The organism is Microbispora sp. ATCC PTA-5024 (assembly GCF_000511135.2).
Lineage (GTDB): Bacteria > Actinomycetota > Actinomycetes > Streptosporangiales > Streptosporangiaceae > Microbispora > Microbispora corallina.
The window spans coordinates 1,630,617-1,657,310 of the sequence record NZ_KI866523.1; the positions used below are offsets into that span (position 1 = coordinate 1,630,617).

At 73.4% G+C, this 26,694-nt stretch carries 30 protein-coding genes; 9 read left to right on the forward strand and 21 right to left on the reverse strand.

Features of this window, described 5'->3' with window-relative positions; translation table 11 throughout:
• From MPTA5024_RS20130 to MPTA5024_RS20160, 7 genes are all read left to right on the forward strand, one after another.
• Positions 1-884, forward strand: an 884-nt coding sequence (locus tag MPTA5024_RS20130; RefSeq protein WP_198167243.1) for a carbohydrate ABC transporter permease, incomplete at its 5' end; no start/stop codon positions are given.
• Positions 877-1,665 (forward strand): carbohydrate ABC transporter permease, encoded by a 789-nt coding sequence (locus tag MPTA5024_RS20135; RefSeq protein ID WP_036325702.1) that lies wholly within the window; start codon positions 877-879, stop codon positions 1,663-1,665. The genes MPTA5024_RS20130 and MPTA5024_RS20135, both read left to right, overlap by 8 nt.
• A gap of 43 nt (positions 1,666-1,708) precedes the next feature.
• A complete protein-coding gene (locus MPTA5024_RS20140) occupies positions 1,709-2,965 on the forward strand; it encodes an ABC transporter substrate-binding protein (protein WP_036325704.1) in 1,257 nt (418 codons plus the stop codon).
• 112 nt (positions 2,966-3,077) lie between these two features.
• Positions 3,078-4,184, forward strand: a complete 1,107-nt coding sequence (locus MPTA5024_RS20145; protein WP_232326579.1) for a glycoside hydrolase family 15 protein — start codon at positions 3,078-3,080, stop codon at positions 4,182-4,184.
• The gene (locus MPTA5024_RS20150) at positions 4,181-6,379 is read left to right on the forward strand and encodes a glycoside hydrolase family 31 protein (RefSeq protein WP_036325707.1); all 2,199 of its coding nucleotides are present in this window, start codon (positions 4,181-4,183) and stop codon (positions 6,377-6,379) included. Before MPTA5024_RS20145 ends, MPTA5024_RS20150 begins: the two co-directional genes overlap by 4 nt.
• 35 nt (positions 6,380-6,414) lie before the next feature.
• Positions 6,415-8,715 carry a carbamoyltransferase HypF gene (hypF, locus tag MPTA5024_RS20155; RefSeq protein WP_036325709.1) on the forward strand — a complete coding sequence of 767 codons (2,301 nt, stop codon included), beginning with the start codon at positions 6,415-6,417 and terminating at the stop codon, positions 8,713-8,715.
• An 11-nt stretch (positions 8,716-8,726) separates the two neighbouring features.
• Positions 8,727-9,422, forward strand: coding sequence for a class I SAM-dependent methyltransferase (locus MPTA5024_RS20160; RefSeq protein WP_198167245.1), 696 nt, complete (start codon positions 8,727-8,729; stop codon positions 9,420-9,422).
• Here MPTA5024_RS20160 and MPTA5024_RS20165 read toward each other — a convergent pair.
• The 4 genes from MPTA5024_RS20165 to MPTA5024_RS41085 are packed head-to-tail and all read right to left on the reverse strand — an operon-like array spanning position 9,419 to position 12,901.
• Positions 9,419-10,633, reverse strand: a complete 1,215-nt coding sequence (locus tag MPTA5024_RS20165; protein WP_036325711.1) for an ABC transporter permease — start codon at positions 10,631-10,633, stop codon at positions 9,419-9,421. The genes MPTA5024_RS20160 and MPTA5024_RS20165 overlap by 4 nt on opposite strands.
• Positions 10,630-11,316 (reverse strand): ABC transporter ATP-binding protein, encoded by a 687-nt coding sequence (locus MPTA5024_RS20170; RefSeq protein WP_036325714.1) that lies wholly within the window; start codon positions 11,314-11,316, stop codon positions 10,630-10,632. The genes MPTA5024_RS20165 and MPTA5024_RS20170 overlap by 4 nt, the downstream gene beginning before the upstream one ends.
• On the reverse strand, positions 11,313-12,368 hold the full coding sequence (locus MPTA5024_RS20175; RefSeq protein WP_051458382.1) for a peptidoglycan-binding protein: 1,056 nt from the start codon (positions 12,366-12,368) through the stop codon (positions 11,313-11,315). Before MPTA5024_RS20175 ends, MPTA5024_RS20170 begins: the two co-directional genes overlap by 4 nt.
• Positions 12,365-12,901, reverse strand: a complete 537-nt coding sequence (locus tag MPTA5024_RS41085; RefSeq protein WP_157099572.1) for a hypothetical protein — start codon at positions 12,899-12,901, stop codon at positions 12,365-12,367. Before MPTA5024_RS41085 ends, MPTA5024_RS20175 begins: the two co-directional genes overlap by 4 nt.
• 110 nt (positions 12,902-13,011) lie before the next feature.
• On the opposite strand from MPTA5024_RS41085, the gene MPTA5024_RS20185 reads away from it, so the two are divergent.
• Positions 13,012-14,340: a sensor histidine kinase gene (locus MPTA5024_RS20185; RefSeq protein ID WP_051458383.1), complete on the forward strand. Its 1,329-nt coding sequence runs from the start codon at positions 13,012-13,014 to the stop codon at positions 14,338-14,340.
• Positions 14,337-14,987: a response regulator gene (locus MPTA5024_RS20190; RefSeq protein ID WP_036325719.1), complete on the forward strand. Its 651-nt coding sequence runs from the start codon at positions 14,337-14,339 to the stop codon at positions 14,985-14,987. Before MPTA5024_RS20185 ends, MPTA5024_RS20190 begins: the two co-directional genes overlap by 4 nt.
• A gap of 25 nt (positions 14,988-15,012) precedes the next feature.
• Here the strand turns inward: MPTA5024_RS20190 and MPTA5024_RS20195 are convergent, their stop codons facing one another.
• From MPTA5024_RS20195 to MPTA5024_RS20265, 17 genes are read right to left on the reverse strand one after another with little or no spacing between them, the layout of a single operon-like run.
• Positions 15,013-15,432 carry a hypothetical protein gene (locus tag MPTA5024_RS20195; protein ID WP_036325721.1) on the reverse strand — a complete coding sequence of 140 codons (420 nt, stop codon included), beginning with the start codon at positions 15,430-15,432 and terminating at the stop codon, positions 15,013-15,015.
• A 34-nt stretch (positions 15,433-15,466) separates the two neighbouring features.
• The gene (gene hypE, locus MPTA5024_RS20200) at positions 15,467-16,612 is read right to left on the reverse strand and encodes a hydrogenase expression/formation protein HypE (RefSeq protein ID WP_269750607.1); all 1,146 of its coding nucleotides are present in this window, start codon (positions 16,610-16,612) and stop codon (positions 15,467-15,469) included.
• A complete protein-coding gene (hypD, locus tag MPTA5024_RS20205; protein ID WP_036325723.1) occupies positions 16,609-17,733 on the reverse strand; it encodes a hydrogenase formation protein HypD in 1,125 nt (374 codons plus the stop codon). Before hypD ends, hypE begins: the two co-directional genes overlap by 4 nt.
• A 5-nt stretch (positions 17,734-17,738) precedes the next feature.
• Positions 17,739-18,017 (reverse strand): HypC/HybG/HupF family hydrogenase formation chaperone, encoded by a 279-nt coding sequence (locus MPTA5024_RS20210; protein WP_036325725.1) that lies wholly within the window; start codon positions 18,015-18,017, stop codon positions 17,739-17,741.
• On the reverse strand, positions 17,965-18,366 hold the full coding sequence (locus MPTA5024_RS20215; RefSeq protein WP_232326547.1) for a hydrogenase maturation nickel metallochaperone HypA: 402 nt from the start codon (positions 18,364-18,366) through the stop codon (positions 17,965-17,967). The genes MPTA5024_RS20210 and MPTA5024_RS20215 overlap by 53 nt, the downstream gene beginning before the upstream one ends.
• Complete coding sequence (locus MPTA5024_RS41090) at positions 18,363-18,533, reverse strand: DUF6893 family small protein (protein WP_157099573.1); 171 nt, start codon at positions 18,531-18,533, stop codon at positions 18,363-18,365. Before MPTA5024_RS41090 ends, MPTA5024_RS20215 begins: the two co-directional genes overlap by 4 nt.
• Positions 18,527-19,042 carry a hydrogenase maturation protease gene (locus MPTA5024_RS20220; RefSeq protein ID WP_036325727.1) on the reverse strand — a complete coding sequence of 172 codons (516 nt, stop codon included), beginning with the start codon at positions 19,040-19,042 and terminating at the stop codon, positions 18,527-18,529. The genes MPTA5024_RS41090 and MPTA5024_RS20220 overlap by 7 nt, the downstream gene beginning before the upstream one ends.
• On the reverse strand, positions 19,039-20,379 hold the full coding sequence (locus MPTA5024_RS20225) for a hypothetical protein (protein ID WP_036325730.1): 1,341 nt from the start codon (positions 20,377-20,379) through the stop codon (positions 19,039-19,041). Before MPTA5024_RS20225 ends, MPTA5024_RS20220 begins: the two co-directional genes overlap by 4 nt.
• Complete coding sequence (locus tag MPTA5024_RS20230) at positions 20,376-21,011, reverse strand: DUF6084 family protein (RefSeq protein WP_036325732.1); 636 nt, start codon at positions 21,009-21,011, stop codon at positions 20,376-20,378. The genes MPTA5024_RS20225 and MPTA5024_RS20230 overlap by 4 nt, the downstream gene beginning before the upstream one ends.
• Positions 21,001-21,654 carry a DUF5947 family protein gene (locus MPTA5024_RS20235; RefSeq protein WP_036325735.1) on the reverse strand — a complete coding sequence of 218 codons (654 nt, stop codon included), beginning with the start codon at positions 21,652-21,654 and terminating at the stop codon, positions 21,001-21,003. Before MPTA5024_RS20235 ends, MPTA5024_RS20230 begins: the two co-directional genes overlap by 11 nt.
• A complete protein-coding gene (locus tag MPTA5024_RS20240; RefSeq protein WP_036325738.1) occupies positions 21,651-22,220 on the reverse strand; it encodes a NifU family protein in 570 nt (189 codons plus the stop codon). Before MPTA5024_RS20240 ends, MPTA5024_RS20235 begins: the two co-directional genes overlap by 4 nt.
• 15 nt (positions 22,221-22,235) lie before the next feature.
• Entirely contained in the window at positions 22,236-23,009 is a 774-nt protein-coding gene (locus MPTA5024_RS43655; RefSeq protein ID WP_232326580.1) for a nickel-dependent hydrogenase large subunit, read from the reverse strand.
• Positions 22,934-24,049 (reverse strand): nickel-dependent hydrogenase large subunit, encoded by a 1,116-nt coding sequence (locus tag MPTA5024_RS43660; protein ID WP_232326548.1) that lies wholly within the window; start codon positions 24,047-24,049, stop codon positions 22,934-22,936. Before MPTA5024_RS43660 ends, MPTA5024_RS43655 begins: the two co-directional genes overlap by 76 nt.
• 1 nt (position 24,050) lies before the next feature.
• Positions 24,051-25,115 carry a hydrogenase expression protein HypE gene (locus tag MPTA5024_RS20250; protein ID WP_036326938.1) on the reverse strand — a complete coding sequence of 355 codons (1,065 nt, stop codon included), beginning with the start codon at positions 25,113-25,115 and terminating at the stop codon, positions 24,051-24,053.
• 5 nt (positions 25,116-25,120) lie between these two features.
• On the reverse strand, positions 25,121-25,810 hold the full coding sequence (locus MPTA5024_RS20255) for a D-sedoheptulose-7-phosphate isomerase (RefSeq protein WP_036325740.1): 690 nt from the start codon (positions 25,808-25,810) through the stop codon (positions 25,121-25,123).
• On the reverse strand, positions 25,807-26,043 hold the full coding sequence (locus MPTA5024_RS20260) for a HypC/HybG/HupF family hydrogenase formation chaperone (protein ID WP_036325742.1): 237 nt from the start codon (positions 26,041-26,043) through the stop codon (positions 25,807-25,809). Before MPTA5024_RS20260 ends, MPTA5024_RS20255 begins: the two co-directional genes overlap by 4 nt.
• Entirely contained in the window at positions 26,040-26,654 is a 615-nt protein-coding gene (locus MPTA5024_RS20265; protein ID WP_036325744.1) for a D-sedoheptulose-7-phosphate isomerase, read from the reverse strand. The genes MPTA5024_RS20260 and MPTA5024_RS20265 overlap by 4 nt, the downstream gene beginning before the upstream one ends.
• Between the last annotated feature and the right edge of the window lie 40 nt (positions 26,655-26,694).

Here is a 26,694-nt window from a genome sequence, read left to right on the forward strand (position 1 = left end):
GTACGGCCGGGGCGCGGCTGCGCAAGGCCGGGACCGTGGTGCTGTTCCTGGCGCCGAGCGCCGTGCCGCTGGTGCTGTTCACGCTGGTCCCGATGGTCGGCTCGCTCTGGGTGAGCCTGCACCAGTGGAACCTGATCGGCGCCATGCGCTGGGTGGGCCTCGGCAACTACGCGGCGCTGCTGCGCGACGGTGACGCCTGGCGGGCGCTCGGCAACACCGTGCTCTACATCGCCGGCTACCTCCCGCTCGTGTACGTGGGCGGGCTCGGCCTCGCGCTCGCGCTGAACCGGGTGACCCGGGGAAGGGACCTGTTCCGCGGCGTCTACTTCCTGCCGGTCGTGACGAGCTGGGTGGTCGTCGCCCTCATCTGGAAATGGCTGCTCAACCCGTCCGAGGGGATCGTCAACAAGATCCTCGCCCTCCTGGGGATCGACGGGCCGGGGTGGTGGACCTCCGACACGTGGGCCCTGCCCTCGGTGATCATCGCGTCGGCCTGGAAGGACCTGGGCTTCGTGATGGTGATCCTGCTCGCCGGGCTGCAGGCCGTGCCGGGGGACGTCCTGGAGGCCGCGCGGGTCGACGGCGCCGGCGCGTGGCGGCGGTTCCGGCACATCGTCCTGCCCCTGCTGTCGCCGTCGACGTTCTTCGTCCTGGTGATCTCGTGCATCAGCGGCTTCCAGGTCTTCGACCAGGTCTACGTGATGACCTCGGGGGGCCCGGCCGCGGCCGCCTCCGAGGTGGCGGTGGAGCGGGTGTACGACCTGACCTTCCGCTACGGCCGGGTCGGCGACGCCTCGGCCCTGTCGTGGGTCCTGTTCCTCGTCATCCTCCTGGTCACGGTGGTCCAGGTGCGGCTTCAGCGCAGGTGGGTCGACTATGGGTAACCGTCTCCTCTATGCCGCCCTGGTCGTCGCCGGGCTGGTCACGCTGGCGCCGTTCGGCTGGACGCTGCTGTCCTCGCTGTCCGACGGGGGCGTGCCCGGGTGGCCGCTCGACCCCTCGCTCGGCGCGTACGGCGACCTGCTGCGGGCGATCCCCTTCTGGCGGGTGCTGCTGAACAGCGTGGTGGTCGCGGCGGTGTCCACCGGCCTGCAGGTCCTCACCAGCTCGATGGCGGCGTACGGCTTCGCCCGGCTCGACTTCCCCCTCAAGGACGCGGTCTTCGTGGTCTACCTGGCCACGCTGATGGTGCCCATGCAGGTGCTGGTCGTGCCGCTGTTCATCGAGATGCGCACGTTCGACCTCGTCGACACCTACGCCGGGCTGCTCGCCCCCACGGTCGCGTCGGCGTTCGGGGTGTTCTTCCTGCGCCAGGCCGTGCGGCAGGTGCCCAGGGAGCTCGACGAGGCCGCGGTCATGGACGGCGCGGGGCACGTCCGGGTGTTCGCCTCGGTGGTGCTGCCGCTCATCCGTCCCGCCCTGGCGACCTTCACGATCTTCGCGTTCATGGCGAGCTGGAACGCCTTCCTCTGGCCGCTGGTCATCCTGCGGTCCCCCGAGTTCATGACGCTCCCACTGGGACTGGCCACCCTGCAGGGCCAGTTCACCACCCGGTGGGACGTGGTCATGGCCGGATCGGTGGTCAGCGTGCTGCCGATCCTCGTGGTGTACGTGCTCGCCCAGCGGCACGTCATCGCCAGCGTCGCGCGAACCGGTCTCAAGTGACCGGCGCGGCGAGTCCCACCCCCCCGTTTCGTCAGGAGGACCCATGTCCCGAGGTCTGAAGGCCCTTTCGGCCTTCGCGCTGGTCGCGGTGCTCGCGGCCGGATGCGCCAAGGGATCGGCCACCCGGGAGTCCGCTCCCGAGGGCACGTCGAACATCAAGTACTTCACCTTCTCCGCGGCGCCCGACCACCTCGCGGACCTCGACAAGATCGTCAAGGCGTTCGAGGCGGCCAACCCGTCCATCACGGTGACCGTGGAGACGGCGCCCTTCACCGACTACTTCACCAAGCTCCAGACCGCGATCGCGGGCCAGACGGCGCCGGACGCGTTCGAGCTGAACTACGAGAACTTCGTGTCGTACGCCGACGCGGGCGCGTTGCGCGATCTCGGCGACCAGGCGGCCGGGGACGACCTGTCCGCCTACGCCCCCCGGTCCCTGCAGACGTTCGGGCGGAACGGCAAGCAGTACGCACTGCCCGAGTCGTACTCGGCCGTCCTGCTCTTCTACAACAAGGACCTGTTCGACAAGGCCAAGCTCGCCTACCCGACGGCCGACTGGACGTGGGACGACGAGCTGGCCGCGGCCAGGAAGCTGACCGGCGGGGAGGTCTACGGCGACTTCCAGCCCGTGCAGTTCTTCGAGTTCTACAAGGCGCTCGCGCAGGCCGGCGGCTCGTTCTTCGGCCCGGACGGCAAGCAGGCGGCGTTCAACGGCCCGCAGGGCGTGGCGGCGGCCGAGTTCCTGCTGGCCAAGCCCGGCAAGGTCATGCCGACCGTGGCCCAGATCGGCGGCACGCCCGACTACGACACGAACCTGTTCAAGAAGGGCAGGCTCGCCATGTGGCACAACGGGGTCTGGCAGTTCGCCGGCCTCAAGGACGTGCCCTTCGGCTGGGACGTGGTGGTGGAGCCGGCCTCGACCAAGGCCAGCGCGGTCTTCCAGAACGCGGTCGCCGTCTCCGCGACGACGAAGAACGCCGCCGCCGCGTACAAGTGGCTGCGCTTCTTGACCTCCTCAGACGTGGCCGCCACCACGCGGGTCGCCTCGTCCTGGGAGCTGCCGCCGCTCGCCGACGCGAAGGCCTACGCCGGGTACTTCGAGCAGACCCCGCCGGCCAACCGCAAGGCGGTCCTGGACGCCGTCGCCTCGGCCACGGCCGAGCCCGTCATCGCGCGCCAGCAGGAGTTGCAGGACATCGTCACCAAGGCGCTGGAGCAGGCCGCCGCCGGCAAGGCGCCGGTCCAGAAGGCGCTCGACGACGCGGCCGCGAAGGTGAACGAGCTGACCAAGTCCGGGTGACCGGGCCGCCCGGAACGCCACGACCGCCGCGTGCGTGACCGGGGCCCGCGACCTGCATTCGCGGGCCCCGGCCACCACCCGTTTCGTCAGGAGACCTGACCCCTTGAGTGTAGTGATCGATTCCTCCCGGATGCGCGATCTGGCGGCCCGTGCCGTGGAACTGATCGCCCGCCACCAGCATCCGTCCGGGGCCTACCCGGCCGCCCCGTCGTACCCGGTGTACCGGTACTCGTGGTTCCGGGACGGCGCGTTCATCGCGGAGGGCGCGTCGCGGGGCGGCGACCCCGGCGGCGCCGGCCGCTTCCACGACTGGTGTGCCGGGGTCCTGCTCGCCCGCGCCGACCGCGTCTCCGCCCTCGTCTCCCGCCCCCGTACGGCTCCCGCCCCGCGCCACGACGAGTTCCTGCCCACCCGGTACACGCTGGACGGCCGCGAGGACCACACCGACGGCTGGTGGAACTTCCAGCTCGACGGCTACGGCACCTGGCTGTGGGCGCTGTCGGAGCACGTGAGGCGGCACGGCGCCGACCCCTCCCGGTACGCCGAGGCTGTCGCCCTCGTCGTCCGCTATCTCGCCAGATTTCATGACACGCCGTGCTACGACTGGTGGGAGGAGCACCCCGACCAGGTCCACGTGGCGACGCTCGGCGCGATCTTCGGCGGCCTCGGCGGCGCGCTCTCCCTGGGCGTGCTGACCCCGGAGGACGAGGAGACGGCCCTGGCCGCCCGGCGGTCCGTCCGGGCGCTCGTCGACGCCCGGGGCCGGCTTCCCGGCGGCTCGCTGGCCAAGTGGCTCGGCTCAGGCAGCGTGGACGGCTCGCTCCTCGCGTGCCTGGTGCCGTTCGGGCTCGACGAGCCGGGGAGCGCGGCGGGACTGGCCACGGTGGCGGCCGTGGAGCGGGACCTGGTCCGCGGCCAGGGCGTCCACCGCTACCGGGAGGACACCTTCTACGGCGGGGGCCGCTGGCCGGTGCTGGCGGCGCTCCTGGGCTGGGTCCACGCGAGGACCGGCCGGCAGGCTGACGCCCTGGCCCAGCTCGCCTGGATCGCCTCGACCGCCGACGCCGCCGGCGAGCTGCCTGAGCAGGTCGGCGACCCCCTGCTGCGGCCCGACCGCCGGGACGAGTGGGTGCGCCGCTGGGGAGAGGTGGCCCGGCCGCTGCTCTGGTCGCACGGCATGTTCCTCATCCTCGCCGACGAGCTGGGGGTGGCCCGGTGATCCGGCACCGCCCGTACGGCTCGGGGCACGCGTACGCCACGACGAACGACCAGCGGGTGCCGGTGCTGCCCCTCGCCGGCGCGCCGGTCGAGCTGCGGGTGCGCGCCTCGGAGCGGGTGAGCGGGGTCGTGGCCGAGTGGGACGACGGGACGGACGTCGTCGTGCTCCCGCTCACGCCCTGGGACCCGGCCTCCGAGCCGGATCCGCCGTCCACCGGGGACGGCCACCTGGCCGCGGCGCAGGAGCGCGCCCTCGGCGGCGGGCCGTCCTGGCGGACGACGACGCCGCCCCTCGCGGCGGGCCGCCGTCACCGCTACCGGTTCCGCATGACCGGGGGCCCGGAGCGGGTCACGCGGTGGTTCGAGGTGTGCGCCGGGCAGTGGCGGCCGGACGGCGGCCGGCTCGAGGTCGACGGGCGGGACCTCGTCGTGCCGGGCTCGGTGGAGTGGCTGGTCTCCCCGGACGGCGTCCACCGGGTCCGTTTCGCGCTGCCGCTCGCGCCCGGCGAGCACGTCGTCGGGTTCGGCGAGCGGTTCGACCGGGTTGACCAGCGCGGTCACGCCCTCGACGCCGTGGTCTTCGAGCAGTACAAGGACCAGGGCGCCACCGGCAGGACGTACCTGCCCATGCCGTTCGCCACGGTCGTGGGCGGCGACGGCTGGGGGTTCCACGTCCGAACGAGCCGGCGGACCTGGTTCGACGTGGGGGCGACCACCCCCGACCGGCTCGTGGTGGAGGCCGAGACCGGCCCGGAGGGGCGGATCGAGCTGGCCGTGTACGACGGCGCACCCGCGAAGGTGCTCGACGCGTTCCTCGGCGAGGCGGGCCGTCCGGAGGAGCTGCCCGCGTGGGTGTTCCGCCTCTGGGCGAGCGGCAACGAGTGGAACACGCAGGAGCGGGTCCTCGCCGAGATGGACCGCCACCGCGACGAGGACGTGCCCGTCGGCGTCGTGGTGATCGAGGCGTGGAGCGACGAGTCGACCTTCGTCGCGTTCCGGGACGCGCGCTACGAGGTCCACGAGGACGGGTCGCCGCACCGGCTCGCCGACTTCGCCTTCCCGCCCGAAGGCGCCTGGCCCGACCCGAAGGGCATGGTGGACGACCTGCACGCGCGGGGCGTCAGGGTGCTGCTGTGGCAGATCCCGCTGCAGAGGACGCGCCCCCACCCGCGGGGCCAGGCGCGGGCCGACGCCCGGGTCATGGTCGAGAAGGGGTACGGGGTGAAAGAGGCGGACGGCCGGCCGTACAGGAACCGCGGGTGGTGGTTCCCGCTCGCGCTCCTGCCGGACTTCACCGACCCCGAGGCCCGGGAGTGGTGGCTGGCCAAGCGCCGCTACCTCGTCGACGAGGTCGGGATCGACGGCTTCAAGACCGACGGCGGCGAGCACGCCTGGGGGAGCGACCTGCGCCACGCCGACGGCACCCGGGGCGACGAGGGGAACAACCTCGTCCCGGTCCGGTACGCCGCGGCCTTCGGCGACCTGCTGCGGGCGTGCGGCAGATCGCCGGTGACGTTCTCCCGGGCCGGGTTCACCGGCTCGCAGGCCCACGGCTGCTTCTGGGCGGGCGACGAGAACTCGACGTGGGAGGCGTTCCGCCACTCCGTCACCGCCGGCATCACGGCGTCGGCCTGCGGCGTCCTCTACTGGGGCTGGGACCTGGCCGGGTTCTCCGGCGACGTCCCGGGGGCCGAGCTCTACCTGCGGGCGGCGGCCATGGCCTGCTTCGCGCCGATCATGCAGTACCACTCGGAGTTCAACCACCACCGCCGGCCGTCGCGCGACCGCACGCCCTGGAACATCGCCGCCAGGACCGGCGACGAGCGGGTGCTGCCCGTGTTCCGTTCCCTGGCCCACCTGCGGGAACGGCTCGTGCCCTACCTGGCGGAGCAGGCGCGCGACGGCCTCCCGCTGATGCGCGGGCTCTTCTTCGCCTGGCCGGACGACCCCCGGATCTGGGACCGGCCCCGCCAGTACCTCCTGGGCGACGCGCTGCTCGTCCACCCGGTCACCGAGCCGGGGGCGCGGACCTGGGAGACGTACCTGCCGGCCGGCGGCTGGGTGGACGTGTGGTCGGGGGCGCGGCACGAGGGCGGCGGGGCGGTGTCCCGGGACGTGCCCGTCGACGTGATCCCGGTCTACTGCCGCGAGGACCGCTGGCCCTCCCTGCGGGAGGTGTTCCACCCGGGGTCGTAGGCCGCCCGCCCGCGGCCGAGAGCGAGAATGGGCAAGTGAGCAGCCGTGTCCGCGCCGCGATCCGGGTGGAGGGCATCGTGCAGGGGGTCGGGTTCCGGCCCTACGTGTACGGCCTGGCCACCGGTCTCGGGCTGGACGGGCTGGTCGGCAACGACGAGCGCGGCGTGTTCATCGAGGTCGAGGGCGGACCGGGGCCGGTCGGGGAGTTCCTGGCCGCGCTCCGGGACCGCCCGCCGCCGCTCGCGGTGATCGAGCACATCAGCGCGGGCACGCTCCCGGCCACGGGCGAGACCGGGTTCGTCATCGCGCGCAGCGCCACCGGCGGCGACCGCCGGGCGCTCGTCCCGCCCGACGTCGCCACCTGCGACGACTGCCTGCGCGAGATGGACGACCCGGCCGACCGGCGGTACCGGTACGCCTTCACCAACTGCACCAACTGCGGCCCCCGGTTCACGATCGTCCGGGACGTGCCGTACGACCGGCCGAACACCACCATGGCGGGCTTCGCCATGTGCGCGGACTGCGCCCGGGAGTACCACGACCCGGCCGACCGGCGCTTCCACGCCCAGCCCGTGTGCTGCCCGGCCTGCGGCCCGCGGCTGCGGCTGGTGGACGGCGATGGGCGTGAGGCGCCGGGGGACCCCGTCGCCCTGGCCGCCGAGCGGCTCCTCGACGGGCAGGTGCTCGCGGTCAAGGGCCTCGGCGGCTACCACCTCGCCGCCGTGGCGGGCTGCGAGCAGGCGGTGGCGGCCCTGCGATCGCGCAAGCACCGGGAGGACAAGCCGTTCGCCGTGATGGCGGCCGACCTCGCCCAGGCGGGCCGCCTCTGCGAGGTCGGGGAGGCCGCCGCGGAGCTGCTGACGGGCCGCGAGCGGCCCATCGTGCTGCTCGTGCGGCGCACGGACGCCGAGGTGGCGCCCTCGGCCGCCCCGGGGAACCGCCGGCTCGGCGTGATGCTGCCGTACACGCCGTTGCACCACCTGCTGCTCCGGGCGCTCGGCCGTCCGGTCGTCCTGACCAGCGGGAACGTCTCCGACGAGCCGATCGCCTACCGCGACGACGAGGCGGCCGGGCGATTGGGCGGCATCGCCGACGCCTTCCTCACCCACGATCGTCCGATCCACACGCGCACCGACGACTCGGTGATCCGCCTGTTCCGGGGCCGGGCGGTGCCCGTACGGCGGTCCCGGGGGTACGTGCCACACCCGCTGCCGCTCGCCTGGGAGTGCCCCCGGCCGGTGCTCGCCTGCGGCGCGGAGCTGAAGAACACGTTCTGCCTGGCGAAGGGGTCGCACGCGTTCGTCTCCCACCACATCGGCGACCTGGAGAACTACGAGACCTCGCGGTCGTTCACCGAGGGCGTGGAGCACTTCGCCCGGCTGTTCGACGTGGTCCCCGAGGTGGTGGCGCACGACCTGCACCCGGAGTACCTGTCCACCAAGTACGCCCTGGACCGCGTGGACGCCGACCTCGTGGGCGTCCAGCACCATCACGCGCACGTGGCGTCCTGCCTGGCCGACAACGGCGTGGCCGGACCGGTGATCGGCGTGGCCTTCGACGGGCTCGGCTACGGGACCGACGGCACACTGTGGGGCGGCGAGTTCCTCGTGGCCGGACTGGCCGGGTTCGAGCGGGCCGGCCATCTCGCGACGGTCCCGATGCCGGGAGGCGCCGCGGCCATCAGGGAGCCGTGGCGGATGGCCGCCGCGTACCTCGACCTCGCGTTCGAGGGCGACGTCCCCGCGAGCCTCGGCGTCGTCCGGCGCAACGCCGCCCGGTGGGACGCCGTGGTGGCGCTCGCGCGCAGGGGCGTCAACGCACCCCGGACGTCGAGCGCGGGCCGCCTGTTCGACGCCGTCGCCGCGATCCTGGGGGTGCGCGACGCGATCACATACGAGGGCCAGGCCGCGGTCGAGCTCGAACAACGGGCCGATCCCGCCGAACGCGGCACCTACCCCTGCCCCGTCACTTCGGAAGCTCCGTCCGGGCCGCCGTTCGCCGTGCCGGGGACGGCGCTGGTGCGGGCCGTCGTCGACGACCTGTGTGCGGGAGCGGACCCCTCCGTCGTCGCCGCCCGCTTCCACAACGCGGTCGCCGGGCTCGTCGCCGACGGCTGCGACCGCGTCCGCGCGGCCACCGGCCTGTCCGCGGTCGCCCTGTCGGGGGGCGTCTTCCAGAACCTGCTGCTGCTGGAGCGCGCCGCCGGCCTGCTGGAGCGGCGGGGCTTCCACGTGCTCCTGCACCACCGCGTCCCGCCGAACGACGGCGGCGTCAGCCTCGGCCAGGCCGCCGTCGCCGCCGCCCTCGACCGGGAGCGCCGCTGGGGATGCGCTTAGAGTGCCATCCCGTGAACAGGGACACGGCACTTGAACGGGTGCATTCCACTGCAGGGTACGGCGAAGCAGCAGAGACCTTGGCCGAGCAGTACGAGAGCGTGACGTTCGCGGAGGTACACCGTGAGGTGCTGCATCTGTTCCCCGCGCAGCCGAGCCGGGTGCTGGACATCGGAGCGGGCAGTGGCCGCGACGCGGCGGCCCTGGCCGCCCAGGGCCATGTGGTCGTCGCCGCCGAGCCCACCGCCGAACTTCGCGCGCTGGGTGAGCGGCTCCATGCCGACCAGGACGTGGAGTGGGTCGACGATGCGCTGCCGGACCTGGCGGGGCTGCGCGAGAAGGGGCGTCGCTTCGACCTCATCCTGTTGACCGCGGTCTGGATGCACCTGGACGAGCAGCAGCGGTCGGCGGCGATGTCCAGCCTGGTCGACCTGCTCCACACGGGCGGGCGAGTGATCCTCTCCCTTCGTCACGGTCCTGTCCCGATCGGACGCCGCATGTTTCCCGTCTCCGCCGAAGAGACGATCGACCTGGCTCGCACGCACGGCCTGGACGTGATCCACCTCGCCAAACGCGTCGATCCGCACGGGCGCCAGGACGTCTCGTGGACCTACCTGGCGCTGCAGGAGGCCGCTCCATCCGAAACCGCCAGCCCAAGCCGTTCCCGGCACTCCACGCATCCCGGTGAACCTTTCCGCTCACAGCACTAGATCGCGCGCAGGGCGTCCGTGGGAGGCAGCCCGGCCGCGCGGACGGCCGGGTAGAGGCCGGCCAGCGCCCCGACGGCCAGGGCGGCGCCCAATCCCAGCGCCGCGGCTCCGGACGGGACGACGGCCGGCCAGCCCCGCTGGAGCGCGGTCAGGTACGTGATGAGCGCTCCCAGTGCCGTACCGGTCAGCCCTCCGAGCGTCGCCAGGACGAGCGACTCGACGAGGAACTGCCCGGCGATGTGCGGGCGGGTGGCGCCCAGAGCGCGGCGCAGGCCGATCTCGGCGCGGCGTTCCAGGACCGAGATGACCATCACGTTGGCGATGCCGACGCCGCCGACGAACAGGGCGACGGCGCCGAGGCCGAGGAACAGGGAGGTACCCGAGTCGGCGACGAGCAGCCGCGAGGTCAGCGTGTCGGAGGGACGGCTGACCTGCACGGCGGGCGGCTCGGCCGGGTTGACGGCGCGGGCGAGCAGGTCCACGGTCTGCGCGACGCGCGCCGTGTCGGCCCGGACGTACAGGCGGGTGGGGTGGCCGTCGTAGCCGAAGACGTCGCGGGCGGCGGGCAGGCCGATCAGCGCGGCCCGGTCGAGCTCCGGGGCCAGCTCGAAAGGGGCGAGGATGCCCGCGACCACGAACCAGTGGCCGCCGACCCGTACGCGGATGCCCGGGCCCGGCCGGACGACCCCGAGCTGGACGGCGGCCTGGTGGCCGAGGACGGCGACCGGGTAGCGGGCGGTGGCGGCGCTGAGGAAGACGCCCGCGGCCAGGTGACCGTCGAGGGTGGTGAGCAGGTCCTCGTCGGTGGCGCGGACGTCCAGCCCGCCGGTCTGCGTGTGCGGGATCCTGTCGGACCGGTAGACGTGAACCTGCGCGAGCACGGCCGTGACGGCGACGCGCTCGACCCCGTCGGTGCGTGCGACGCCGAGGCCGGCGGTGGCCGGCAGCGGGACCTCGTCGCCCATGCTCTGCCCGGCGGTCACGGTGAGCAGGTTCGTGCCCAGCCGGTCGATGCGGGTCAGCAGTTCGGACTGGCTCGAGCGGGTGATGCCGAGCACGGCGACGATGGCGGCGATGCCGATGGCGATCCCCAGTGTGGACAGGGCGGTGCGCACGCGGCGGCCGCGCAGGCCCACGGTCGCCAGCGGGAGCAGGTCGGCGGGTCGCAGCCGGGAGCCGGGGCCGCTCCGGGCGTCGGGCGGGGCGCTCACAGGGCGACCGCCGAGCTGACGCGGCCGTCGCGGATCTCGACCTGGCGTCCGCAGGCGGCCGCGACGGCGAGGTCGTGGGTGATGACGAGCATGGTCACCCCGTCGGTGTTGAGGTCGGTGAGCAGCCGGAGGATCTGCCCGCCGGTGACGGTGTCGAGGTTGCCGGTGGGTTCGTCGGCGAGCACCAGAGCGGGACGTCCGACGAGGGCGCGGGCGATGGCGACGCGCTGCTGCTCGCCGCCCGACAGCGTCCGCGCCGGTTGGTGGGCGCGGTGGGCCAGCCCGACGCGTTCCAGGGCGGTCAGGGCGGCCGCGCGGCGCCGGCGCCGCGGCAGGCCGCGGTAGAGCAGGCCGGTCGCCACGTTCTCGGTGGCGGTGAGGTGGTCGAGGAGGTGGAAGCGCTGGAAGACCACGCCCAGCAGGTGCGCCCGCAGGCCCGAGAGGCGGCGGTCGCCGGAGCTCTCGATGGCGTGCCCCGCCAGGTGGATCGTGCCGCTCGTGGGCCGGTCCAGCCCCGCGGCGAGGTTGAGCAGCGTGGTCTTGCCCGACCCGGACGGACCGACGACCGCGACCATCTCCCCCGCGCGCACGCTCAGATCGACCTCGCGCAGCGACGTGACGGGCGGGGTGCCGGGATAGGTCTTCGACACCGCGTGGAAGGACAGCACGACGTCGTCGCTCATGACGCGGGCACCTCCACCTGCGCGCCGTCGGGCATGTCGCCGGTGATCTCGACCGTGCCGCCCTCCTCGTCGAACAGTCCGGGCTCGACGGGCATAAGCCGGCGGGAGCCGGGCGCGGTGAGCGCGACCTGGTAGCCGCCGCCGGGGCGGGGCAGCAGCGCGGTGACCGGGACGGTGAGCACGTTCTTGTGCCGGGCGGTGACGACGGAGACCTGGACGGGGGCGAGGTCCAGGCCGGCGACGGCGCGGCCCGGCCGGGTGAGCGTGATCGTGACGGGAACGGTCGCCAGGCCGGAGTCCTGGGCGGTGGCGACCCTGCCCACCGTGCGGACGCGGCCGCGCAGCGTGGTCTCGCCGTCCGGGAGGGTGACCCGGACCTGGTCGCCGTGGTGCAGCTGGCCCAGCCGGTCGGTGGTCAGCGGCACCTGCACGACCCGGGTGGCCGAGTTGGCGGTGAGCATGCGCGTGCCCGGCCCGGCCGGCGTGCCCGCCTCGGCCGCGACCGTGCGGATCCGGACGCGGCCGGGCAGGAAGACCACGCTTCCGAGGTCCAGCCGGCCCGTCTGGGGCCGGCCCAGCTTGCGCTGCCAGCGCCGTACGGCGGCGGCGGTGGCCCCGGAGAAGTGGTCGTCCACAGTGACGGCGTGGCCGGGGTCCATGCCGAGGGCCACGAGATTGGCCTCCAGCCGGCGGACGTCGCGCCCGTCGCTCATTCCCCAGAAGAAGGCGCGGTGGGCCGGCACGGATCCGTACAGCAGGGTGGCGGGGGCGCCGTCGACGGCGAACAGCCGGGCGCCGCGCCCCAGGACGGCGCCCGGCCGGGGCACGGCGGTGACGATCCCGGGGGCCAGCTCGCCGACCACGGAGTAGGTGCGGTCGAAGCCGAGCACGCCGGGAAGCTGGATCGTGGAGACGACGTCGGCGCGGCGTACGGGGGCCGAGGCCACGGCGACCTGCGGCGTGGGGGCCGGCTGCGGGGAGGCCGCGCATCCGGCGGCCAGCAGCGCGACGAGCGCCGCGCCCGTGATGGGGGTTGTCTTCGTGATCTTCATGAGAACGGGAACTCCACGGCGTACTCGGTGCAGGCGTCGAAGGCGGCTCTCATGGCCGGGCCCTTGACCTGTGGCTGCAGGGGCGTCCCCCTGACCGGGAACGTGCCGTTCGAGCTGGGGTCGGGAAAGTCCGGCAGGCCGTGCTTGCGCACGCAGTCGGCGAACTTCCGTCCTCTGTCCATCTCCGCGGCGGTGGGCGGCTTGGGCCGCTGGTGCTGGTCGGGTATCTGCCGGTAGATGGTCTCGCATTCAGGGATGTTCCGGACGGCTTTCATCTCCTCCAGCTGAGGCTGGCCGCCCTGAGCCGGAACCTCGAACCTGATCCGTCCCCCGGCCAGCGTGGGGTCGGGGATCCGGTGCCCGTGGGCGCGGGCGCACGCGACGAACCGCAGGGCGATCTGCATGGCGTCGGCCGACGGGGTGGCGCCCGGCGAGGCGGCGGCGGCGGTGGTCGCCGCGGGCGGCGACGAGGAGCAGGCGGCGAGCGCGAGGGCCATGGCGGCCAGGGCGGCACCGGTTCTTGTCAGTGGCATGCCATGAGGCTGGCCCCGAAGAGCCGTCCCGCGCGTCCGGCGGCCGACGGAGGTCGTCGTCTGTCTCACGACAGATGCCGGGCTTATCGTCCGGTCCCTACCCTGATGGCGTGATCGCCATCCGACGGCTGTTGTTCGACGGCGGCGTGGTCGCCGTCGTGGTCGCGGCGGGCCTCCTGATGGGCGCCGACGCGCTGCTCAACGTGCCGCAGCCGTTGCAGCGGCTCCCGAAGGCGGTCGATCCGCAGTGGATGTCGATCCTGAAGCAGTTCAGGTCGGAGGAGAACTGGCGGCACCAGGTTCTGTGGTGGTGGCTGGCGCTGCCGCCCACGGCCGCGGCCGTTTTCGCCCGGCGCCGGCACCCGATGACGGCCTTCGCGCTGGCGGTGCTGGGATCGGTCGCGCACGTGCTGAGCCCGGCGCTGCCGCACCTGCCCGTCGACCTGGTGGCCGCGCTCACCCTGTACGGCGTGGCGGCCAGGACGGCCGATCGGCGCGCGTCGCTGGCGGTGCTGTCCGCCGCCCAGGCCGGCGTCTACGGCCTCGCCCTGACCGCCATGAGCAGCCTGATCGGGGACAGGTTCGGCAAGTACACCCTCGTGGAGCCTCCGGGGCCTTTCCCGTTTCTGCAGCAGGACGACGTGCTGCTGACGGCCGCCTCCCAGGCGCTGGTGCCCGCACTGCTGCTGGCCGTCGCCTGGATGGCGGGCGACCGCGCCCGCACCCACCAGGCCCACCTGGCGACCCTCCGCGAGCGTGCGGCCGATCTGGCGCGGGAGCAGGAGCAGCGGACCGCCCTCGCGGTGGCCGCCGAGCGCGGCCGCATCGCCAGGGAGCTGCACGACGTCGTCGCGCACGGCCTGTCCGTGATGGTGGTTCAGGCCCAGGGCGGCCGTGCCGCGCTGGACCGCCACCCCGAACGAACCGGGACGGCCCTGGACAGCGTCATCACCACCGGCAGGGCGTCCCTGGCCGAGATGCGCCGTCTGCTCAGCCTCGTCCGGCAGGACCTCGGCGCCGACGATCCTGCCCGCGCTCCACAGCCCGGCCTGGCCGCGCTCCCGGAGCTTGTCGACCGGGTCAGGGCGGGCGGCACCCCGGTGGCCTTCACCGTGGTGGGGGAGCCGCTCACGTTGCCGGCGGCGGTGGAGCTGTCGGCGTACCGGATCGTCCAGGAGGCGCTGACCAACAGCATCAAGCACGCGGGTCCTGGCAGCCGGTGCGCGGTCGACCTCGAGTTCTCCTGCGGCGAGCTGCGCATCCGCGTCCGGGACAGCGGCGGCCCCGGCCTCGACGGCACGGCGCCGCCGGCCGCGCCGGGGAACGGGCTGCGCGGGATCGCCGAACGGGTGGCGGCGCTCGGCGGGACCCTGCACGCCGGGCCGTCCGGCGGCGGCTTCGAGGTCAGGACCACGCTTCCCGTGGAGGCCCTGGCGTGATCCGCGTCGTCGTCGCCGACGACCAGGCCCTGGTCCGCACCGGCTTCCGGATGATCCTCGACGAGACCGGGGACATCGAGGTCGTCGGGGAGGCCGGCGACGGCCTGGACGCCCTGGCGGTCGTCGCCCGCACCGCCCCCGACGTGGTCCTGATGGACGTCCGGATGCCCGGCATAGACGGGATTGAGGCGACCCGCCGCCTGCGGGCCGCCGCCGGCTCCGGCCGGCCGCCGCACGTGATCATCCTGACGACGTTCGACCTCGACGAGTACGTCTACGCCGGGCTGCGCGCGGGCGCGGCGGGCTTCCTGCTGAAGGACACGCTCGCCGCGGACCTCGTCGGCGCGATCCGCGCCGTCGCGAACGGGCAGAACGTCGCCGCGCCCACCGTCACCCGCCGCCTGATCAGGCACTTCGTGGACGGCTCGCCCACGGTCAGGAACGAGGCCGCCGCGGCGGCGCTGACCGCGCGGGAGCGGGACGTGCTGCTGCTCGTCGCGCAGGGCATGTCGAACCTGGAGATCGCCCACCGCCTCGTCGTCACCGAGGGGACGGTGAAGACCCACGTGAGCCGGCTCCTGGCCAAGCTCGGCCTGCGCGACCGGATCCACGCGGTCATCTACGCCCACCAGAACGGCCTCGTCTGACCGCCGGGGCGTGGCCGCGAGGGCGTCAGCCGGCCTGGTCGCCGGAGGGCAGGGTGGGGCTCTCCTCGTCCACGGGACCGGAGGGTTCGACGCCGGTGGAGTCCTCCATGGTGGATCCGCCGTACGGCCGCCCGGACTCGCCCTTCACGCCGGCGGGCTCCCGCCCCGGCTCCCGCTCCGTGGCCGCGATCTCCTCGGCGCTCCTGCCGGGGCTCGTGCCCACCCCCAGCGGCGACCGCGCGGAGGTGTCGGTGGAGGGGACGCCGGTCTCCTCCTCCCGGGACGGCGCCCGTCCCGGGCCGGGATCCCCGGCGGCCTCCGGCGAGAACGCCCTGTCGCCCGCCCGGCGGGCCTCCTCGCTGCCCTTCTCGACGTCCGGGGAGAACCCGTGCTCGTCCTCCCCCTCGAAACGGCCGGGCCGGTCCGGCTCGCGGGACTCGTTCATGGTCCGACCTCCTTTCCGCGTCGGCCGACGCGGGTCAGCAGATGCGCGGCAGCGGGTCGCCGACCAGCACGTCGACGATCCGGGTGCCGCCGAAGGCGGTCCGCAGCAGCACGAGCCCGGGAGGGTCGTCCTTCACGTGCCCTATGACCGCGGCGCCCTCTCCCAGGGGATGCGCCCGCAGGGCGGCGAGGGCCGCCGCGGCCGTGGATCCGTCCACGACCGTGACCATCCGGCCCTCGCAGGCGACGTACAGCGGGTCGATGCCGAGCAGCTCGCACGCCCCCCGTACGGCGGGCCGCACGGGCACGGCGTCCTCGTCGACGACGACCGCGACGCCGGAGGCGCGGGCGATCTCGTTCAGGATCGTGGCCACCCCGCCGCGGGTGGCGTCCCGCATGCAGCGCACCCCGGTGGAGGACGCGTCGAGCAGCGCCGCGGTCAGGCCGTTCAGCGGCGCCGTGTCGGACGTCAGGTCGGCCTCGATGTCCAGCTCCCCGCGGGCCAGCATGATCGTCACGCCGTGCTCGCCGATCGGGCCCGACACCACGACCGCGTCGCCGGGCCGGGCGCGGGCCACGCCCAGGTCCGCCGGCCGGTCGAGCAGGCCGACGCCGGCGGTGTTCACGTAGCAGCCGTCGGCCTTGCCGCGCTGCACCACCTTGGTGTCCCCGGTGACCACGCTGACCCCGGCCGTGGCGGCCGCCCTGGCCATGGACGCGGTGATGCGCCGCAGGTCCTCGACGGGGAACCCCTCCTCCAGCACGAACCCGGCCGACAGGTAGAGCGGCCGCGCCCCGCAGACCGCCAGGTCGTTCACGGTGCCGTTGACCGCGAGGTCCCCGATGTCGCCGCCCGGGAAGAACAGCGGGGAGACCACGTACGAGTCGGTGGTGAAGGCGAGCCGCGAGGAGCCGACGCCGAAGACGGCGCCGTCCTCCAGCGGCTCGAGCAGCGGGTTGCGGAACGCCTCCAGGAACACCGCCTCGACCAGCGTCTGGGTGGCCTTGCCGCCCGAGCCGTGGGCCATGGTGATGTGCTCCTCCTTCACCCTGGCCTTCCGCCGGCGGGCTCGGTCGATGCGTTCCAGCACCTGCTCCTCGCGGCTCGCGGCCGCGTTCTCCGCGGCGTGCTCGCGCACGGCGGCCTCGGCCCAGCCCGCGGTCCTCTCGATCTCGGTCACCGCGTCGCCTCCCTCACCCGCTCCCGGGAGAAGCGGCCGAAGTTGTAGTAGGCGGCGCAGGCGCCCTCGGAGGAGACCATGCACGTGCCGATCGGCGTCTCCGGCGTGCAGGCCGTGCCGAACACCTTGCACTCCCACGGCTTGAGCACGCCCTTGAGGACCTCGCCGCACTGGCAGGCCTTCGGGTCGGCCACCCGGCCGCCGGGGATCTGGAAGATCCGCTCGGCGTCGTGGGCCGCGTACCTGTCCCGCACCCGCAGCGCCGAGTGGGAGATGAAGCCGAGGCCGCGCCACTCGAAGTACGGCCGCAGCTCCATGACCTCCGAGATCGCCCGCAGGGCCCGGACGTTGCCCTGCCACGGCACGACCCGGGAGTACTGGTTCTCCACCTCCGACCGGCCCTCGGCGAGCTGGAGCAGCAGCATGTAGATCGACTGGAGGATGTCCAGCGGCTCGAAGCCGGCCACCACGAGCGGCTTGCCGTAGTCGCGGGCGATGAACTCGTACGGCCGGCAGCCGATGATCGTGGACACGTGCCCCGGGCCGACGAACCCGTCGAGCCGCAGGTCGGGCGAGTCGAGGATGGCCTTGATCGCCGGAATGATCGTCACGTGGTTGCAGAAGACCGAGAAGTTGCCGATCCCCTCGGCCGCCGCGCGCAGCACCGTCATCGCGGTGGAGGGCGCGGTGGTCTCGAAGCCGATGGCCATGAAGACCACCTGCCGGTCCGGGTTCTGCCGGGCCACCTTGAGCGCGTCGAGCGGGGAGTAGACCATGCGGATCTCGGCGCCCCTGGCCTTGGAGTCGAAGAACGACCCGCGCCCGCCCGGCACCCGCATCATGTCCCCGAACGACGTCATCAGGACGCCGGGCTGCTCGGCGATGTGGATGGCGTCGTCGACCCGGCCCATCGGGATCACGCAGACCGGGCAGCCGGGGCCGTGGACCAGCGTGATCGTCTCCGGCAGGTAGTCCTCCAGCCCGTGCTTGTAGATGGTGTGGGTGTGGCCGCCGCACACCTCCATGAACTTGTACTCGCGGCCCGGCTCGCACAGGCTCGCGATCCTGGCGGACAGCGCGCGCGCCTTGTCGGCGTCGCGGTACTCGTCGACGAATCGCATCAGGATCAGCTCCTGTCGATGGACGAGTCGCGCAGCGCGGCGAGCTCGTCGTCGTAGGCCTGGCCGATGCCCTCCAGGAAGTCGAGCGCCGCCTTCGCCTCGTCCTCGTCGATCTTGGACAGCGCGAAGCCGACGTGGATCAGGATCCAGTCGCCCGGCCGCAGCGTCTCGCCGTCGAGCAGGCCCACGTTGACGGCCCGCCGCACCCCGCTCACGTCCACCTTCGCGAGGTCAGTGTGGCCCGGCAGGATCTCCACGATCTCCCCGGGGATGCCCAGGCACATGTGTCTCCTCCGCAGTCTGGATGTACTCGAGGACGAGGCGGTCCCCGCCCTCGGCGTCGACGTCCACGCCGCCGCACGCGGGGCAGACCGCGAGCGCGTCGTCGGACTCGGTGGTGAGCCCGCACTCCCGGCAGTTCAGCCGTACGGGCTCGATGACCAGGTCGAGCGTCGCGCCCTCGGCCACGGTTCCCTCCGTGACCAGGGCGAACGCGTGGTCCATGGCGGGCGGGGCGATGCGCAGCAGGGCTCCTGCCCGCAGGCGGGCCCGCCGTACGGGCCGGCCGTGCGCGCGGCGCTCGACCGCGTCGAGGACCGCCTCCGCGATCCCGAACTCGTGCACGTCGCTCACCCCGCCTCTCCGGCCCGTACGGCCCGCCTCCGGGCCCGCGGACGCGCCGGCGACGCGGTCAGCAGCATCCGGCGGATCCGCACGTACCGCTTGATGTCGGGGAGCGACTGCACCAGCAGCGCGACCGCGCCGGCCAGGAGCAGCAGGATGATCAGGCGTCTCACCATCGTCCCTCCTCCTCGCGGCGGGCCGGGACGGGGCGCGGCGCGGCCGGCTCCCCCGTCTCCTCCGCGATCACGTCGAGGACCAGGTCGGCCGCCCGGGCGACGGCGCGGGCGACCGCGGGGCTCAGATCCATGCCGGGGGAGGTGTCGGCCGGCTCGCAGCCCACCATCAGCACGCGGCCGGTGAACGACCGGGTCAGCGCGAGGGCCAGCGTGAGCACGGCCTGGGGGGTCATGTCGTGCGCGTCGACGAACGCCGGGGCCAGCTCGGCGGGCGACGGCTCCAGCACGTACAGCGTGCCGGGGGCCTTGCCGCGGGGCACGGTGTCCACGATGATCACGAGGTCGTAGCCCGCGGTCAGCTCGTAGGCGAGGTGGACGCCGCGGATGCCGTAGTCGCCGACCTCGACGCCCTTCGGCAGCCGCGCCCCGGACAGCCGCCGGGCCACCTCGACGCCGAACCCGTCGTCGCCGAGGAAGACGTTGCCGACCCCCGCCACCAGGATCCTCATGGCCGGCTCCCCTCGTCGATCGGCTCCACCTCGTCGGGCGCGAAGTAGAGGAACCGGCCCTGCGCCCGCTGCAGGTCGGCCCCCTCGTCGTCCTCCAGCGTGACCGCGAGGTGCCGCACGCCGTCCACGTCGAGGAACACCCCCTCGACCAGCGCCGTACGGCCGGCGAGGAACATGTCGTGGGCGTCGGCCCTGCGGTGGCCGGGGTGGAGCCGCACCCGGCTGCCCCGGGCCACCTTGCGCCCGGCCACGAGCACGCTGTCGGTGTCCGGCGACACGGTGCCGTCGGCGCCCGGGTCCCACCAGGGGACGGACGGGGGCCCGACGTCGCCGAGGCCGCGGATCGCCCCGTGGAGGCGTTCGAGGACCTCGGGCGGCAGCTCTGCGGCCCGGTCGAGGATCTCGGCGGCCCGGGGGTCGGTGGCCCGCGCTTCGCGCGCCTCCTCCTCGGTCAGCGTGAGCGCCCGCAGCGTGAGCAGTTCGTCGATCTCGGTCGCGTCGAACAGGTCGCCCGGGCTCTCCGGCGCGATCGAGGGGTAGTCGTACAGGATGATCGGCGAGGATAGGACGGCGTCGCGGCGCCCGGGCTCGCCGACCAGCACCGGCCAGGTGTGCTCGTTGCGGCACAGCCGGGCGGCCGCCGCGGCCCACTCGGGCGGGTCGAGCAGCGAGACGAAGGCGGCATGGGTCACCGCGAGCAGCAGGTGGGCGGCGACCAGCGAGCGGCGCAGGGCGTGCTCGCGGGGGGCACCCGGCCGGTCCCAGGACGAGGTGTTGCCCACCGCCACCCGCAGCCGGACCAGCCCGTACGGCCCGGGCAGTCGCTCGGCCCCGATCCGCACCACGGCGTCGATCGGTTCGTGGACGCTGACGACGCGGCCGACGCGCGCGCCGTCCCCGTCGACGATGGGTTCGTACGTCCGGTCGCCGGCCACGTGGACCTCCACGGTCTGCCCGGCCTCGTCCAGCTCCGACAGGCGGGGGGCGAACCGGATCTCCCGCTCGGTCGTCTGGTCGTACGTCAGGTAGGTCCGGCCGCCGGCCTCCAGCCGGGGGACCGGCCGGTGGCCCCGGCTCCCGGCCCGCTCGACCCTGCGGCACGTCACGTGCAGGAACCGCAGGCGCACGTCGAGCGCGGCGTCGCCGGGCGCCTCCAGGAGGCACTCGGTGAGGGTCGCCGACGGCTCGCCGGTGGAGGAGTACGCGGGGGGCACCAGCACGCCGAACTGCCAGCGCACGCGGTTCTTCGCGGCCGACGCCCGGTAGGGGTAGAGCAGGTAGCCCTCGTACAGCACGGCGTCGGCGACGCGGCGGGCCGCCTCCAGGGCCGCGGTCATCCCCTCGCCTCCTTCAGCAGCAGGCCGAGGGCCTCGTCGTAGGTCGCGAGGGCCCGCTCCGACTTGAAGAGGCGCAGCTCGCGCAGGGTGTCGCGGCGCAGCCGCAGCCAGCCCGAGCCGGGGAAGCACCGGTCCATCATCTCGCGCCACACCGCGACCGGCAGGCGGTGGCGCGTCTCGCAGTCCCACGGCACGGGACGGACGGTGAGGCCGTCGCCCGCGCGGGCGAAGACGCTGCCGCTGAACAGCAGGATCATTGGGATCTCGCCATCCTCCAGCGAGGCGAAGTAGGCCCCGGCGGCCACCTCCAGGTCGTAGCCGCAGGGCACCGGGAGGTCGAACTCGGTGCTTCCCGTGAAGCCGGGCACCGTCGCCGGCACCATGGCGAACTGGATGGGCCGCAGCGTGTCGCCCCACCGGGACGGCTCGCCGAACAGGTCCGCCAGCAGGGCCGCCTCCTGCGGGCCGTACCGGCGGCGGTGCGGCTCGATCCGGATCTGGCAGCGCAGCGCGATCGCGTGGACGCCCTCGGGCGCGGGGTCGGCGATCCGCAGCCGGAACACCAAGGTGGGGCCGGCGGCGTAGGGGTCGGCCCAGGCGCCCAGGCAGTCGAAGCGCGGCTCATCGTCCATCGCGGCTCCCCTCGGAGGTCGCCACCGGGGACCGGCGGCGCAGGTCCGCGAAGAAGCCGTCGATCGCGTCCCAGGCCTCGCGGCCGCCGTCGAAGCCCTTCCACAGCGAGCGCACGAGGCCCACGAGCCGGTAGCAGTCGTCGATCGGCACGAGGTGGCAGGCGAAGCCGTCCGGGCCGCGGTCCACGAGCAGCGCCTCGACGTCGGGCTCGGCCTCCGCGAACGCGGGGTTGGCCGCCAGCACCCGCTCCCAGGTCTCCAGCGGCAGCAGCGACTCGGTGGCGCCCGCGGGACTGGGGTAGAACGCCACGGTCCGGCCGAGCAGGGAGTTGCGGAAGAAGAACGCGGTCCGCACAGGGATCTGCAACTCCTCCCAGTCGGCCGCCGAGATCCGGAACGACGGGTCGTACAGGCGGCGCTCCGGCACGGCGCGGTACCGTCCGCCGGCCGCGCCGCACTGGGTGAACAGCAGGCGGCAGGCGCGGCAGACGCACATCAGCGATCGCGTCTCCATGTTCACCAGGTGGCCGTGGACGTCCGTGATCGGCTCGGCGCACATCTCGCACCGCTCCGGCGCGGCGTCCGGCGCCGGCCCCGGAGCGGCCTCGGCCGGGACGACGAAGCGGCGCAGCCCGGCGGTCACGGGACGGCCTCCGGAACCGGGCACGGACCCGGCGGGCGCGGCCCGATCTGCAGGAGCGGTCCGGCGGGTCCCGCGGGCTCCGCCACGCCGTCCACCTCGACCCGGACGACCTCGGGGGCGGCCTCCCGGACGGCCCGTTCGACGGCCTGGGTGACCGTGACCCGCGACGACGGGCAGCCGTTGCAGGTGCCGGCGAGGCGCAGCCGCACCACCCCGTCGGGGCCGACGCCGAGCAGGTCCACCCCGCCCTCGTGGAGGCCGAGGTAGGGCCGCACCTCGTCGAGGGCCGCCCGCACCCGCTCGGCGGTGGTCAGGGGGTGCAGGTCGTGGAGCACCAGCAGGCCGGAGACGAGGCCGTCGGCGGTGAGCCCGCGCAGCACGTCGGCCGCGCCCGCCTCGGTCACGATCTCGACCACGCGCTCCAGACCGGCGCCGTACAGGCCGACGAGCACCCGGACCAGCTCCTCCGCCTTCGCGCGGGCGACCGGGTCCGCCAGGCCGCCCAGCTCCGCGACGAGCCTTTCGACCTGCTCGCCGGCCTCCCGGACGTCGCGCGTTCCCCGCATCGGCCGCGTCCCCCCTCAGCCCCCGGTCCCGCCGAAGGCGTGCGGGCTGTGCACGACGCGCAGCTCGCGGCCCGGGCCGAGGTACATGTGCACGCCGCACGGCAGACACGGGTCGAAGCTGCGCACCGTGCGCATGATGTCGATCCCCTTGAACGACTCCGGCGGGTTCTCCTCGAAGATCGGGGTGTTCTGCACCGCGTCCTCGTACGGCCCCGGCGTGCCGTGGACGTCGCGCACGCTCGCGTTCCAGGGCGTCGGCGGGTACGGGTGGTAGTTGGCGATCTTCCCGTTCCTGATCACCATGTGGTGGGACAGCACGCCGCGGACGGCTTCGGTGAAGCCGCAGCCGATCGCCTCGTCGGGCACGGTGAACGGCGACCAGGTCCGCGTGTGCCCCTGGCGCACCTCGGCCAGCGCCTGCTCCGCGAAGTGCAGCGCGCAGGCCGCCGCGTACGCCTGGAAGTAGGTCCTGGCCCGGTTGCGCTCGATCGCGTTGGACAGCGGCTCCCCGTTCCATTCCGGGATGCGCCACTCGAAGGTCTTCTCGGCCCTGGTGGCCGTCCTCGGCAGGTTGATCTCCACGCTGTCTCCGGTGGCGCGGACGTACCCGATGTCGACGAGGCCGTTGAGCGCGGTGGACCACAGGCGGGCGAGCGGGCCGCCGCCGGTGTCGAGCGCGAGCAGGTGCTCGCCGTCGTACCAGCGGGGCGACATCACCCAGCTGTACTTGTCCGTGAAGTCGCGCTTCTGCGGCCGCGGGATCGTGTGCTGGTTCCAGGGGTGCCGGATGTCGACCGGTTGCCGAGCGGGTCCTCGGTGACGAACGGCTCCCGGTCGGCCCAGTCCTCGTAGTAGGAGCTGCCGAGCAGGATGCGGATGCCGAGGTTGATGTCCACCAGGTCGTTCGTGAGCAGCTTGCCGTCCACGATCACGCCCGGCGTGACGAACATCCGCCGTCCCCAGTCGCTCATGTTCCGGTACGTGAAGTCGCAGTGCTCCGGGTCGTTCAGGCTGCCCCAGCAGCCGAGCAGGACCCTGCGGCGGCCCACCTGCTCGTAGCCGGGCAGCGCCTCGTAGAAGAAGTCGAACAGGTCGTCGTGCATCGGGACGACCCGCTTCATGAACTCCACGTACCGCATGAGCCGGACCAGGTAGTCCGTGAACAGCTGGACGGTGGCCACCGTGCCCACCCCGCCCGGGTAGAGCGTGGAGGGGTGCACGTGCCGGCCCTCCATCAGGCAGAACATCTCGCGCGTGGTCCGGCTCATCGCGAGGGCCTCGCGGTAGAACTCGCCCTCCAGCGGGTTGAGCGAGCGCATGATGTCGGCGATCGTCCGGTAGCCGTGGTCGCCGGCGTGCGGCGCCTCGGTGCGCTCGGCGAGCGCGAGCACGCCGGGGTTGGTCTCCCTGACCATCTTCTCGCAGTAGTCGACCCCGACCAGGTTCTCCTGGAAGATGTTGTGGTCGAACATGTACTCGGCGGCCTCGCCGAGGTTGATGATCCACTCGCCGATGTGCGGGGGGCGCACCCCGTAGGCCATGTTCTGCGCGTAGACCGAGCACGTGGCGTGGTTGTCGCCGCAGATCCCGCAGATCCGGCTGGTGATGAAGTGGGCGTCGCGCGGGTCCTTGCCCTTCATGAAGATGCTGTAGCCCCGGAACACCGACGAGGTGCTGTAGCACTCCGCGACCTCCCGGTTGGCGAAGTCGACCTTCGCGTAGATGCCCAGGCTGCCGACGATCCGCGTGATCGGGTCCCAGGCCATCTCGACGAGTTCGCGGTCCTGCTCCTGCGGGAACGTCCGATCCCTCTCGCGTTGCAGCGTCATCTCAGCTCCAGGGCGCCTTGTAACCGGTGAGCAGCTCGCGGCCCCTTCTGCGCCACTTGGGCTCCTTGTCCACCGTCTTGAACGTGAAGGTGCGCAGGGCGCGCACGATCGAGCCGTACGCCTCGCTGGCGGTCGCCGAGACCCGGGCGCCGGGCGGCTCGTCCATGAACGGCATGAACTTGTCCGGGAAGCCCGGCATCGTGCAGGCGATGCAGATGCCGCCCACATTGGGGCAGCCGCCGACGCCGTTGATCCAGCCCCGCTTGGGCACGTTGCACTTCACCACCGGACCCCAGCAGCCGATCTTCACCAGGCACTTCGGCGAGCCGTACTCGGTGGCGAACTGCCCCTGCTCGTAGTAGCCGGCCCGGTCGCACCCCTCGTGGACGGTCATGCCGAACAGCCACGTGGGCCGCAGCGCGTCGTCCAGGGGGATCATCGGGGCCTGCCCCGCGAGCTGGTACAGCAGGTAGAGGATGGTCTCCGACAGGTTGTCGGGGTGGATCGGGCAGCCGGGGACGTTGACGATCGGCAGCCCCGCCTTCGATCGCCAGTCCCAGCCCAGGTAGTCGGCCACGCCCATGGCCCCCGTGGGGTTGCCGGCCATCGCGTGGATCCCGCCGTACGTCGCGCAGGTGCCGGCCGCGAGGATCGCGGTCGCCTTGGGGGCGAGCCGGTCCAGCCACTCGCTCGTGGTCATCGGCTGGCCGGTGTCGGGGTTGTTGCCGAACCCGCACCAGTAGCCCTCGCGCTTGATCGACTCGTTGGGGATCGATCCCTCGATGACCAGGACGAACGGGTCCAGCTCGCCGCGGTCGGCCTTGTGGTACCACTCGATGAACGTGTCGGCGCCCTGCATCGGCCCGCACTCGAAGTCGATCAGCGGCCAGTGCACCGCGACCTTCGGCAGGCCGGGCAGCGCCCCGAGCACGATCTCCTCGATGCTCGGCTGGGTCGCGGCCGTGAGGGCGACCGAGTCGCCGTCGCAGCTCAGCCCCGCGTTGATCCACAGGATGTGGACGGGCGACTCCTGCGTCTCGTCCCGCGTTTCCACCGGCGCGGTCATGCCGCTCACCATCCCCGTGACGTTCCTGCGTAGGTGCTGCCCGCCAGCGCGTCCTGGGTCAGCTCCCACAGCGCGTGGTAGACGGTGGTCTGGGCCTCCTGGATGCGGTGCACGGAGGTCGACGGGACGACGAACAGGTGGTCGATCGTGCCGAGCTCGGCCATCTGGCCGCCGTCGTACCCGGCCAGCCCGACCGTGACCATGCCGCGCCGGTCGGCCTCCCGGAAGGCCGCGATGAGGTTGCGCGAGTTGCCGCTGGTGGACAGCCCGAACGCGATGTCGCCCGGCCGTCCCGAGGCCGCGATCTGCCGGGCGAACACCACCTCGAACCCGATGTCGTTGGCCAGGGCCGTCACCACCGCCACGTCGGCCGTCAGGGCGAACGCCGGCAGCGGCCGGGCCCCGGCGCCCGGGTGGAGGAACAGCGCGGCCACGTCCTGCGCGTCGGTGGAGCTGCCCCCGTTCCCGAAGGCGAACAGCCGCGCCCCCCGCGAGAACGCCCCCGCCATGGCCCAGGCGCACGCGGCCAGCCGGTCGCCGTCCCGTTCGAGGACCGCCCGGCGCAGGGCCACGATCTCGTTGGCCTTCTCGACCGTCGACGCGCGGACCGACGCCAGAACCGCCTCCAGGTCCGTGGCGCCGGAGTAGAGGAAGGGGTAGAGCGATTCCATCGAGTCGCCGGGCCGCTCGCTCATGGCTCCTCCTCGCGGCAGGCGTCGGTGATCACGGCGATCGCCTCCTTGGCGTGGACGAGCAGCACGTCCCCGAGCCGGGCCTCCACGAGGGCGACGCTGACCTCCTCCTCGCCGCCGCCTCCGTCGACCATGGCGAGGCCGTCGCCGAGCAGCCGGACGACCCGCACCCGGACCGCCTCGTCCGAACAGGTCACGCACACCTCGTCGTGACAGGGCGACTCGGGGGCGTTCACGCGACCACCCGGGGGTCGAGCACCCCCGGCTGCTCGAAGAACACGTGCACCAGCTCCCAGAGGATGTGGTAGGTCGTGACGTGGACCTCCTTGATCACCCGAGGGTCGCCGGACCGGACGACCAGGGCGTGGTCCACCGAGGGGCTGCGCGCGATCGTCCCGCCGTCCCCGCCGGTCAGCGCCAGCGTGAGCAGGCCCATCGCCTTCGCGGTCTCCAGGGCGCGCAGCACGTTGCGGCACTCCCCGTGCGGGCTGACGCCGAGCGCCATGTCCTGCGGCACGGCGAGGTGCCTGATCTGGTGGGCGAAGACCTCGTCGAAGCCGCTCTCGGCGGCGACGCCGGTGATCGTGGCCACGTCGCCCGTGAGCGAGAACGAGGGCAGGGCCCGCTTGCCCACGATGACGGGGTGGACGAACTCGACCGCGATGTGCTGGGCGTCGGTCGCCGCCTCCCCGTCGCCGAAGACGATGAGACGGCCGCCGTCGTGGAACCGGGTAGCCATCGCGTGACAGGCCCGCGCGACCGCCTCCGCGTCCCGCGCCAGGCCGCAGGCGGGCCGGGCGCGGCGGGCGAACACCTCGCCGACCGTGGCGAGCGCCGACTGGTCCATCGCGGACCACTTCCCCCGGCTCGTGTGCCCCGCGTTCCCC

Coding starts and splice junctions, on each gene's coding strand:
- MPTA5024_RS20135 (WP_036325702.1), top strand. CDS start 877: ATGGGTAACCGTCTCCTCTATGCCGCCCTGGTCGTCGCCGGGCTGGTC.
- MPTA5024_RS20140 (WP_036325704.1), top strand. CDS start 1,709: ATGTCCCGAGGTCTGAAGGCCCTTTCGGCCTTCGCGCTGGTCGCGGTG.
- MPTA5024_RS20170 (WP_036325714.1), bottom strand. CDS start 11,316: ATGAGCGACGACGTCGTGCTGTCCTTCCACGCGGTGTCGAAGACCTAT.
- MPTA5024_RS20175 (WP_051458382.1), bottom strand. CDS start 12,368: ATGAAGATCACGAAGACAACCCCCATCACGGGCGCGGCGCTCGTCGCG.
- MPTA5024_RS41085 (WP_157099572.1), bottom strand. CDS start 12,901: ATGCCACTGACAAGAACCGGTGCCGCCCTGGCCGCCATGGCCCTCGCG.
- MPTA5024_RS20195 (WP_036325721.1), bottom strand. CDS start 15,432: ATGAACGAGTCCCGCGAGCCGGACCGGCCCGGCCGTTTCGAGGGGGAG.
- hypD (WP_036325723.1), bottom strand. CDS start 17,733: ATGCGATTCGTCGACGAGTACCGCGACGCCGACAAGGCGCGCGCGCTG.
- MPTA5024_RS20210 (WP_036325725.1), bottom strand. CDS start 18,017: ATGTGCCTGGGCATCCCCGGGGAGATCGTGGAGATCCTGCCGGGCCAC.
- MPTA5024_RS41090 (WP_157099573.1), bottom strand. CDS start 18,533: ATGGTGAGACGCCTGATCATCCTGCTGCTCCTGGCCGGCGCGGTCGCG.
- MPTA5024_RS20220 (WP_036325727.1), bottom strand. CDS start 19,042: ATGAGGATCCTGGTGGCGGGGGTCGGCAACGTCTTCCTCGGCGACGAC.
- MPTA5024_RS20225 (WP_036325730.1), bottom strand. CDS start 20,379: ATGACCGCGGCCCTGGAGGCGGCCCGCCGCGTCGCCGACGCCGTGCTG.
- MPTA5024_RS20230 (WP_036325732.1), bottom strand. CDS start 21,011: ATGGACGATGAGCCGCGCTTCGACTGCCTGGGCGCCTGGGCCGACCCC.
- MPTA5024_RS20240 (WP_036325738.1), bottom strand. CDS start 22,220: ATGCGGGGAACGCGCGACGTCCGGGAGGCCGGCGAGCAGGTCGAAAGG.
- MPTA5024_RS43660 (WP_232326548.1), bottom strand. CDS start 24,049: ATGACGCTGCAACGCGAGAGGGATCGGACGTTCCCGCAGGAGCAGGAC.
- MPTA5024_RS20250 (WP_036326938.1), bottom strand. CDS start 25,115: ATGACCGCGCCGGTGGAAACGCGGGACGAGACGCAGGAGTCGCCCGTC.
- MPTA5024_RS20255 (WP_036325740.1), bottom strand. CDS start 25,810: ATGAGCGAGCGGCCCGGCGACTCGATGGAATCGCTCTACCCCTTCCTC.
- MPTA5024_RS20265 (WP_036325744.1), bottom strand. CDS start 26,654: ATGGACCAGTCGGCGCTCGCCACGGTCGGCGAGGTGTTCGCCCGCCGC.